The organism is Streptomyces sp. NPDC003691, from assembly GCF_053981115.1.
In genome coordinates, this window is record NZ_JBSFNQ010000001.1 from 234,474 (window position 1) to 245,797 (window position 11,324).

Below are 11,324 nucleotides of genomic sequence, written 5' to 3' on the forward strand. Positions count from 1 at the left end.
AATACGCAACGATCCGCGGGTCATACTCACTGTCATGACACCGACGGCCACTTCCGTGGACGCCTGCTGTTCACTGCCGCGCGCAGGCCGCAAGCGCCCGGCAGGGATGTCGCGTTCGGCCTCCCGGGGTCCGTCCGTGGCCGGGGCGGACCGGTGGACCGTGCCGTATTCACCGGTACGGAAACCCACCCCGCCATGAGCGGGGCCGCGGGTTCGTCCGCCACGGCCGCCGTGACCCGTGCCCCCACCGCGGCACCTCGGTGTGCCGCTCCGAATCGGGCTCGGTCCGCAGTCGCATCCGTACCCGTCACGGCCGGTCCCGCGATCCGGCCGACGCGCCGGTGAGCGTGCCGAACCGGTCAGAACATCCTGAGTCTGAAGAAAACCGGCAGCCCGTTCCGTGCGGGCTCGGGCAGAGCCCTTGCGTTGGCTCGCGATCCTCTGCCGCAGTGTCATGCCCGGGTGGTGTGGCAGGAAGGAGTCCGTCATGAACCTTCGCGCGCTCGCCCGTATGTACGCCGACGGCGAGATATCGACGACGGGGGTACTGGCCGAGCTCGGCAGGCTCGTGGACATTCCGCTGTCCGAAGGGCAGCGCGGCCTGTGGGCGCTTGCCAGGATGGAGCCGGAGACGTACGCGTACAACGTCCCCGTGTGCTTTTCGTGCGCGGACGTGGATACCGCCGCGCTTCAGGCCGCGTTCCGCGACACGCTTTCCCGGCATCCTCTTCTCTCGGCCTCGGTGCGCGACACGGACGACGGGCCGCGGCTGTCCCACGGAGACGTGGACAGCTTCCTCGTCGAGTACACGGACATCTCCGATGTGCCGTCCGGTCGAGTGCCGGACTTATTACGGGAAAGAGCCAGGCGGCCGTTCGGCCCGGCCGGTGATCCCCTGACCAGGCTGGCCGTCCTGCGCCGCTCCCCGTCCGAGGCGTACGTCCTGCTGGTCGTTCATCACCTGGTCATCGACGGGGTGTCGGGGCGTCTGGTCATCGACACGCTGTTCCGTTCGTACCGGGCGCGGGTCGAGGGGCGGGACGTGCCGGTCGGGACGGGCTCCGCCTCGTTCGGCGAGTTCGTCGCCTGGGAGCGGGACGCACTCGTCGGCGGGCGCGCCGAGGCGGACCGCGAGTTCTGGATGCGGGAACTCGCCGGCGCGGACGTCCTCACCGGATTGCCCTCGCAGGTGGCGCTGCCGCCGGACGCGCCTCATACGGGCGAGGTATTCACCAGCCGGCTGCCGGAGGAGCGGGCCGCCGCCGTCGCGGCCTTCACGGCTTTGCACGAGATCAGCCCGGGGATCTTCTTCCTGACGGCCTTTCTGACGCTGCTGCACCGGTACACCGGAAGCGAGGACCTCGTCATCGGGATGCCGGTGGCCGGGCGCCCGGCGGAACGCTTCGACCCGGTCGTCGGCTACTTCGTCAACACACTGCCCGTCCGGAGCAGGCCGGACGCCTCCGAGGAGTTCACGTCGTTCGCCCGGCGCGTGCAGTCCACGGTGCTCGACGTACTCGAGCACGGGACCTACCCGTTCCACCGCATCGCGGGCGATCTCGGTGCCCGGGCGGTGAATCCGCGGTCGCCTCTCTATCAGATCGTCTACAACTACCAGGACTCCGCTCTCTCCGGATATCTGGGCGAGCGGGCCCGCGCCACCGGTGAGACGGACTTCGAGCTCGTCGACGGGCTGTACCAGCTGGGTGAGTACGACCTCACGGTGGACGTGGCTCCCGGTGACGGGTTCCTGGTGAACTGGAAGTACCACCCCGACGCCTTCTCGGCCCAGGCCGTCGCGGGCATGGCCGCGCACTTCGCCACCCTGGTGAACAGCGTCCTCGACTCGGACGGACAGTCGCCGACCGGCATGCTGAATCTGCTCGACGCCGAGGAACGGCGCCTCGTCGTGGAGGCCTGGAACCGCACCGAGACCGGTTTTCCCGCAGACCGGACATGCTGGGATCTCTTCGCGGAGCGGGCGGAGGCGAGCCCGGATGCCCCTGCGGTGACCTGCGGGGAACAGACTCTCGGCTATCGCGAACTCGCGGACCGCAGCTCGGCGCTGGCACAGGCGCTGACGTGTCGAGGCGTCCGCCCCGGGGACGTCGTGGGGGTCTGCTACGAACGGTCGGCCGACCTTCTTGTGGCCCTTCTCGCCGTCATGAGGCTCGGCGCGGTGTACCTGCCCCTGGACTGCCGGCTGCCGGCCGAACGCATCTCCTACATGGTCGAGGACAGCGGCGCACAGCTCGTCGTCTGCCATGAGGCGGTGCTGGACACGCTGGCCGCCGTGGCGGCGAGAACCAGGCTGTACGCGACGGACCGCCGGGACGATCAGGCCCCCCGGGCAGGGGCAGCGGTGGTGGAAACGACCGCCGGCGCGGCGGACCCGCAGGCCCCGGCATCTCCGGCCGCGTACATCATCTACACCTCGGGCAGCACGGGAAGACCCAAGGGTGTCGTCGTTCCGCACACGGCGCTGACCAACTTCCTGCTGTCCATGGCGCAGACGCCGGGAGTGACGTCCGACGACCGGCTGCTGGCCATCACCACGCACAGCTTCGACATCGCCGCTCTGGAGCTCTACCTCCCGCTGATCACCGGCGGGCAGGTCTGCATCTGCGATGCGGCCACCGCCGCCGACGCCACCCTGCTGGCCGAGAAGATCGCCGACTGGCGGCCCACCGTCATGCAGGCCACTCCGGCGACCTGGGCCATGCTGGTGCGCGTCGGATGGCGGAACACCGAGGGCGTCAGGATGCTGTGCGGCGGCGAGGCGTTACCCGACGGTCTGAAGGACCGGCTCGTGGCGCGCGGCGAGGCCTGGAACCTGTACGGACCCACGGAGACGACCATCTGGTCGGCGGCCAAGCGGCTGCGCCGTGAGGAGCCGGTGACCATCGGCAGCCCCATCGCGAACACCCGGCTGTACGTCCTCGACCGGAACATGAATCCCCTGCCCGTCGGCGTCACCGGCGAGCTGTGCATCGCAGGCGACGGGGTGGCCCTGGGCTACCACCGGAGGCCCGAGCTGACGGCCGAGCGCTTCCTGGACGACCCGTTCGCGCCCGGTCGGCTGTACCGGACGGGCGACCGGGCGCGCCGGCTGCCGAACGGCGAGATCGTGGTCCTGGGCCGGATGGACAACCAGGTCAAACTGCGCGGCCATCGGATCGAGCCCGGTGAGATCGAGGCGGTGCTCGACGCCCGCCCGGAGATCGGCCGAAGCGTCGTCGTACTCGGGCATGCCGGCCTGTCGGACCGGCTCACGGCCTACTACACCGGGAACGGGTCCGCGCCGGTCGACACCGCGCTCCTGCGCGCGGAACTCGCGGAAACCCTCCCCTCCTATATGGTGCCCGCCGCGTTCGTGGCCCTGGACGCCTTTCCGCTCACGGCGCACGGCAAGATCGACCGGGCGAAGCTGACCGAGACCGCCCGGACGGTGCCGCTCCCGGCCGCCGACGGCCCTGCCGCCGACACTCCGGACGCCGACAGCCCCGCCGACAGCCAGGACGCCGACACCCCGGACGACCGCGGCCCGGTGGCCGCGCCCGGCATCGAGCGGACCGTGCGCGGCATTTTCGAGGACGTGCTCGGCTCGCGGGACATCGATCGTGCCGCGGGCTTCTTCGACATCGGCGGGGACTCGTTCGCGGCCATCGAGGCGGTGGAGCGGATCAACCGCGCGTTCGGCTGCTCGTTGCGGCCCACCGTCGTTTTCGCGCACCCGTCCGTCGCGGCGATGGCCCGGCACCTGACGGGGCTGCTGCCTGCCGGGCAGAAACCCGCGGCGCGGCCGGTCGAGCCCGGGCCGCAACCCGATCCGCGCCGCTCCGCTCCGGCGGCCGACGGCGCCGCCCCGCCCGACGACGCGATCGCGGTGATCGGCATCTCCTGCCGGTTGCCGGGAGCCGTGGACCACCGCGCGTTCTGGTCCGCGCTCGTGGCAGGACGCAGCGGCGGCACATCGTGGTCGGCCGGGGAACTGCGTACGCTCGGAGTGCCGGAGGAACTGATCACCCGGCCCGGATACGTACCGCAGCGGGCGGTCGTGGACGGCAGGGCGGAGTTCGACGCGGCGTTCTTCGACATCTCCCCGCGCGACGCCGAGTTCATGGACCCGCAGGCGCGCCTGCTGCTGCAGCACGCGTGGCAGGCGCTGGAGGATGCCGGTTACCGCCCGGAGGACGTTCCCGGGACCAGTGTCACCACGTCCACCAGCGCCAACTTCTACCAGGCCCTGCTCCCGGCCCTGATGGCGAACGCGTCGGGTCCGCGGGTCCTGGCGAGCTCCGAGACCTACGCCGCGTGGCTGTTCGCCCAAGGCGGCACGGTGCCCGCGATGATCTCCACCAAGCTGGGCCTGCACGGCCCCAGTATGGCGGTGAGCACCAACTGCTCCTCGGCGCTGAGCGCGGTGCACGTAGCCTGCCAGGGGCTGCTGGCCGGCGATGCCGACCAGGCGATCGTCGGCGCGGCCAGCCTGTTCTCCGCGGGGGAACTGGGATACGTGCACCAGCCGGGCCTGAACTTCTCGAGCGACGGGCACAGCCGGGCGTTCGCCGACGGCGCCGACGGGATGTCCGGCGGTGAAGGTGTCGGCGTGGTCGTCCTCAAGCGTGCCGCCGAGGCGATCGCCGCCGGGGATCACATCTACTGCCTGATCCGTGGCATCGCGGTGAACAACGACGGCGGCGACAAAGCGGGGTTCTACGCGCCCGGTGTGCGCGGCCAGACCGAGGTGATCCGCAAGGCGCTGGACAAGGCGGGCACGGACCCGTCGACCATCAGCTACGTCGAAGCGCACGGCACCGGCACAAGGCTCGGCGATCCCATCGAGGTCGCGGCTCTGACCGCTGCGTACCGCCACTACACGGCACGCAGCCAGTACTGCGGCATCGGTTCGGTCAAGAGCAACATCGGGCATCTGGACGCGGCCGCGGGAATCGCCGGCCTCATCAAGGTGGCCCTGGCCCTGGAGCACGGTGAGGTTCCGCGGACGCTGCACTGCTCCGTACCGAGCCCGGAGATCGACTGGGACGAGTCGCCGTTCTTCGTGGCCGACCGGAATCTTCCGCTGGATGGCGACGGGCCCGCGCGGGCGGGGCTGAGCTCCTTCGGGATCGGCGGCACCAATGTGCACGCGGTACTGGAGCAGGCGCCGGACCGGGCGCGGCCCGCCGGGCGCCCCGGTCCCCATGCGGTGGTCCTCTCGGCCCGCGACGCGGAGCGGCTCGACGTCCTGGTACGGGAGTTACTGGAGTTCCTGCCGGGTTACCGGGACGCCCACGGCGATCTGGCGTCGCTCGCGTACACGCTGCAGGTCGGGCGGCGGGCCATGGCCGAACGAGTGGTCTTCGTCGCGCACGACGTCGACGGGCTGATCGCCGTCCTTGGAAGCTACGTCGAACGCGGGGCCCGCGGGGCACACGGAACGGTGTTCGAAGGGACGGCGCGGCGGCCGGAGGACGAACTGCTCCGCCTCTTCGAGCACCCGGGGGAACTGCGGGACCTGGTCACCGGGTGGCTCGAAAACCGGGAGTGGGAGAAGATCGCGCCGCTGTGGGTCAACGGCGCCGATGTCGAGTGGCACATCTGCCACGGCGCGAATCCGCCGGTGCGGGTGAGCCTGCCGGTGTATCCGTTCGCCGGGAAACGGTACTGGCCGACTGCCGGGGCGGTGCCGGTCCCCCGGACCGCCGAACGGTTCGACGCGGCGTCGCTGCTCGTGGCCGCGGCCGGGCCACAGGGCGTCGAAACGTTTCTGTCCGGTCGCGCGTCCGCCGCGGACGAGCTGGACGGCCTCTCGCGCCCGCTCGTGCTTGCGCAGCTCGTGGCGGCGGGACTCTTCGATACGCCCGTTCACCACGACCTGATCGGGCAGAGGGTCACGCCGTCCCTCGCCCGGTGGCTCGACCGGACGGTGACCGTGCTGCTGAGCCACGGAGAACTCGTGCGTGAGGGCGCGTTCGTGGTGCCCGGTAAGGGTGTGCCGGGCCTTGAGCAGGCGTGGCGCGCCTGGCGGGCGTGGCAGGACGTCCGGGCCGGAGATCCGGAGCTGGCGGCCAAGGCCGGTCTGGCCGAGCGCATGATCGAGGCCCTGCCCGGAATCCTGTCCGGGCGGACGAAGGCCACGGCGGTCATGTTCCCGGGCGGCTCGTTCGAGCTGGTCGAACCGGCGTACCGGGGGAACGTGACGGCCGACTACTTCAACGACGTGACGGCCGGGGTGGTGCGCGCGGAGGTGGACGCCCGCCGCGACGGGGTCCGGCTGCTGGAGATCGGAGCGGGTACCGGCAGCACCAGCGAGCGCGTTTTCGCCCGGCTGACGGACCGCGATATCGCCGAGTACCGCTATACGGACGTTTCGAAGGCATTCCTGATCGACGCGGAGCGGCGGTTGGCCGGCCGGGTGCCGTACGTGTCCTTCTCGGTATTCGACGTGGAACGGGAGCCCGGCGCACAGGGACTTGCCGTCGGCGGCTACGACATCGTCATCGCCAACAATGTTCTGCATGCCACCAGGGACATCGTGCAGACGGTGCGTCATGCCGGAGCACTGCTGCGGCCCGGCGGAGTCCTCGTACTCAACGAGCTCGCCCGGAACGACTGGTGGTCGCATCTGACGTTCGGGCTACTCGAAGGATGGTGGCGGTTCACAGACGGAAGGCGTATTCAGGGTGGACCGGCGCTGTCCCCGGACTCGTGGCGCGACGTGCTGCGGGAGTGCGGGTTCGACACGGTTGAACTGCCGGCCGAGTCCGCCGGCGAACTGGGCCAGCAGGTACTGCTGGCACGCGCCGCCGGTTCGCCCGTCCCGCGCCGGGAGCCACGCACCGCCGCACCCGGTCCGTCCGGGGCACCCGGTTCACCCGGGCCACTCGGGTCGCCCGGTTCGCCCGAGGAGCATGTCCGCGCGACCGTGGAGCGGGTGCTCGCCGAAACGCTGAAGCTGGCTGCCGATGAGCTCACGGCCGACAAGCCCTTCGCCGACTACGGACTGGACTCGCTCACCGGCGTATCCCTGGTGAACCGGCTCAACGAGTCACTGGGCACCGACCTCGATCCGAGCGTGCTGTTCGAGAATCCGTCGATCGGACGGCTGACGCGTTTCCTCGTCGACGAGGAGGGCGCCGCCGTCGTGGCCGCGGTACCCGAACCGTCCGCGATACCGGGGCCGCCCGCGGTATCCGAGCCTTCCCCGGTCCCCGCGCCGCCTGCGGTGTCCGAGCCGTCCGCGATACCGGGGCCGCCCGCGCTGTCCGGGCCGTCGGGCGGTGGCCGGGAGCCCGTCGCGATCGTCGGCATGAGCGGCCGGTTCCCCGGCGCCCGGGATACCGGCGAACTCTGGGACCTGTTGGTATCCGGCCGGGATGCCGTCTCGAAGGTGTCCCGCTGGGACCTCGCGTCGCTGGGCAGCGCCTGCCTGGACGGCGGTCTCCTGGACGGCGTCGACGAGTTCGACCCGCTCTTCTTCGGGATCTCCGGTGCGGAGGCCGTCTACATGGAGCCGCAGCAGCGGCTGTTCCTCCAGGAGGCGTGGCGGGCGCTCGAGGACGCGGGCCACGCCGGCGCGTCGCTCGACCGCGACCGGTGCGGTATCTATGTGGGCTGCGCCGCGGGCGACTACCTGGATATGACGGGGCCGTCCGACTATCCGGGTCAGGCGCTGTGGGGCAACATGAACTCGCTCGTGCCGTCCCGTATCGCGTACTACCTGGACCTGCACGGTCCGGCGCTCGCGGTCGACACCGCCTGTTCCAGCTCGCTGGTCTCCCTCTACCTGGCCTGTCAGGCGCTGTGGGCGGGCGAGGTCACCACGGCGATCGCGGGCGGGGTCTACGTCCAGAACTCGCCGCGGCTGTATCTGGCGGCGTCGCGGGCCGGGATGCTGTCCCCGACGGGCCGGTGCCGTTCGTTCGACCGGGCCGCCGACGGATTCGTGCCCGCCGAGGGAGTCGGCGCGCTGATCCTCAAACGGCTCTCGGACGCCGAGGCGGACGGCGACCACATCCACGGGGTGATCCGCGGCATCGGGATCAACCACAACGGCACGACGAACGGGATCGCCGCGCCGAACGGCACCTCGCAGGAGCGGCTGATCCGGCAGATCTACCAGGACTTCGGCATCGACCCCGCGGGGATCGGGATGGTCGAGGCACACGGCACCGGAACCAGACTCGGCGATCCGGTGGAATTCCGGGCGCTCGACCGCGCGTTCCGCGGCTCCACGGACGCCGAGGGGTTCTGCTCACTCGGCTCGTCCAAGGCCTCCATCGGCCATGCGCAGGCCGCGGCCGGCGTGATCGGCGTCATCAAGACACTGCTGGCGATGAGGCACGGGGTGATCCCCGGTCTGTCCCACCACACCGCGACGAACCCCGGTGTCCCGCTGGCCGGCAGCCCGTTCTTCGTACATCCGGAGCCGAGGCGGTGGGCCGTGCCGGAAGGCGGCAGACGGCGCGCCGCGGTCACGTCGCTCGGCGCGAGCGGAACCAACGCCCACGCCGTCGTCGAGCAGCCGCCGGAGCCGCCCGCGGCACGGAGCGGGCAGGACGGGCCCCGGTTGATCGCGCTGTCCGCGGCGACGGAGCACGCCCTGCGCGAGCAGGTGGCCCGGCTCGCGCGGCACTGCCGCGAGCATCCGGACCTCGATGCCGGGGACGTGAGCCACACACTTCTGCTCGGCCGCAGGCATCTGCGGCATCGATGGGCGAGTGTGGTCCGGGATATCGCGGAACTGGAGAGCCGGTGCACGGCCCGGCTCTCCGGGCAGGACCTTCCGGTGCAAAGCGCGGACTCCGGGCTGCAGGCACTCGCCCAGCGGTTCCTCGACGGCGAGGAGCCGGATTTCGCCGGGTTGTTCCGCGACGGCCGCTACCGCCGCGTGCCGCTGCCCGGCTATCCCTTCGCGAGGGAACGCTATGCGCTGCCGGACCGCACGGCAGCGGACCGTGCGGCGGCGGACGACCAACCGCGGCGCGAAGGGAGAGTCCTCACGGGCGACGAGTTCTACCTGCGTGAACATCAGGTGCAGGGAACCGGAATCGCCCCGGGGGCCATGTATCTCCAGTGGGCCGCGGCAGCGGCGAGAGGGACCGCGAACGGCCCGGTCCGCCTGGACGACATCGTCTTCCTGCGCCCCCTCTCGGTAGCGGGGACGCCCCGGGCACTGCGAGTGGCCCTTCGCACGGACGGCGACGTCAACCGGTTCCTGGTGTCCTCCACGGAGTCCGCCGCGGACGAGCCCGTTCTCCACTGCCAGGGCGAGGTGTCCGCCGCGGCGCCGACAGCAGGCCGGGCGCTCGACCTGCCCGCGCTGCTCCGGGATTTCCGGGCCACGGCATTCGACCCCCCGCGGTTCTACGCCGAGTGGCGCGATCGCGGCATCGTCTACGGACCCGCGTTCCAGGGGGTCGTGGCGGTGCACCGCGGCGACAACGCGGTGCTCGCCGAACTGCGGCTGCCCGGCCCGGCGCCGGAAACCAAGGCGCCGCCGGAAACCATGGACGGCCTCGTGCCGCACCCGGCGCTGGTGGACTCGGCGATGCAGTGCATGCGGTTGCTCGACGGCGACGAACGGGCCGGGCTGGTGTTCACCATCAAGTCGGCCGAATTCCTCGCCCCCGGCGCGGCCGCCATGTGGGCCCTGATCCGCCGTGCCGGGGACGCGCGCGGCCCGGACCGGATCGATATCGACCTCGCGACCGGCGACGGCACGGTGTGCCTGCGGCTGCGCGGCATCGCGGGCCGTAGAACCGAGCGGGCGCCGGACCCGGCGGACGGCGTCACCACGCTGCTGCCGGTGTGGGATCCCCTTCAGCCGACGGAATCCGCGACTTGGCCGCGGAGTTCCGATTCCGTGGGCATCATCGCGCCCCCGGGGCGGGCGCGGGACGTTCTCGTCGCGCGCCTGCCGGGCGCCCGTGTGCTCGCGGACCCGTCGGAGAGTACGCACGACGACCTGGAGGGGTCCGTCCGGTCGGCACCGGAACTCGACCATCTGATCTGGGTGGCGCCGGGCGCCGTGGACGACCGGTCCGGTGCGAGCGTCGTCGAGGACCAGTCGAGTGGCTCGCTGCATGCTTTCCGCACGGTGAAAGCGCTGCTGGCCGCGGGGTACGGCGATCGCCCCCTGGGCCTGACTCTGATCACCGAGCGGGCGCACGCCGTCCATGAGTCCGAGGCCGTCGACCCGGCGCACGCCGGTGTCGCCGGGCTGGCGGGGTCGGCCGCGAAGGAGTACCCGGCCTGGCGGGTGCGGGTGGCGGACGTCGAGGTCTGCGACGCGCCCTCGCTCACCGCGGTGCTCGGCCTGGCCGCGGACCCGGACGGCAATCTGCGTATCCACCGCGACGGCCGGTGGCACGAGCAGCGGCTGATGACGGTTCGGCCGGACTCGCCGACGTCGTCCCGGCTGCGGCAGGGCGGCACCTACGTCGTCATCGGCGGGGCGGGCGCCCTGGGCACGGTCATCGGCGAGTACCTGATCCGCAGATATCGCGCCCGCGTGGTGTGGCTCGGCCGCAGGCCGCGGGACGCGCGAGTCGAAGCCGCCATCGCCCGGGCGGCCGGCGCGGACGGGCCCGCGCCGCTGTATCTGAGGTGCGACGCCACCGACCCGGCGGCCCTGCGCGCGGCGAAGGACGAGATCGTACGACGCTTCGGCGCGGTGCACGGCGTCATCCACTCGGGCCTCGTGTTCTCGGGGGCGAGCCTGGCCCGGATGGGCGAGGCGCAGTTCGAGGACGTACTGCGCGGGAAGGTCGACGCAAGCGTCCGGTGTATGCAGGTGTTCGGCGGCGAATCGCTCGATTTCGCCCTGTTCCTGTCTTCGATCAACTCCTATCTCAAGGCCATCAAGCAGGCGAACTACGCGGCCGCCTGCACATTCCTCGATTCGTTCGCTCTGACGGTGCAGCGCCGCTACGGTGCCGTCGGCAAGGTGCTGAACCTGGGCTACTGCTTCAACAACGCGCCCGCCGAGGGAGAGCGGGGCGCGGTCGTGGGAGCGCAGGCGCCGCTCATCCAGCCGGACGAACTGACGGCGGCGATCGAACGGCTGTGCGCGGCACCGGTCGGCAGGCTGACGTTGATGAAGTTCGGTCCCGCGCTCAACAACCGGGGCATCGTCCTGGGCGACGACGAAGTCGTCCTCCCCTCGGCCGTGCCGCCGGACGACGGGACCGCCGGAGGCACCGTGCCCGCCGGCGTACGAGAACCGGCGGCGGTGCCGGGCGGCGAACTGGAACGGCTGCGCGCCCGCACCGCACAGCTGACCGCGCTCGCGATCTGATCTCGGCCTTCGAAGGGACTGA

General features: G+C 71.5%; 1 protein-coding gene. It reads left to right on the forward strand.

All coding sequences use genetic code 11. From position 1 onward, the window contains the following. Positions 1-487: 487 nt before the first annotated feature. Complete coding sequence (locus ACWDR0_RS00890) at positions 488-11,302, forward strand: amino acid adenylation domain-containing protein (protein WP_456349424.1); 10,815 nt, start codon at positions 488-490, stop codon at positions 11,300-11,302. Positions 11,303-11,324: the final 22 nt, after the last annotated feature.

What these genes read in the sequence shown, in the direction of transcription:
- ACWDR0_RS00890 (WP_456349424.1), top strand. Translation starts at nt 488, where the DNA reads ATGAACCTTCGCGCGCTCGCCCGTATGTACGCCGACGGCGAGATATCG.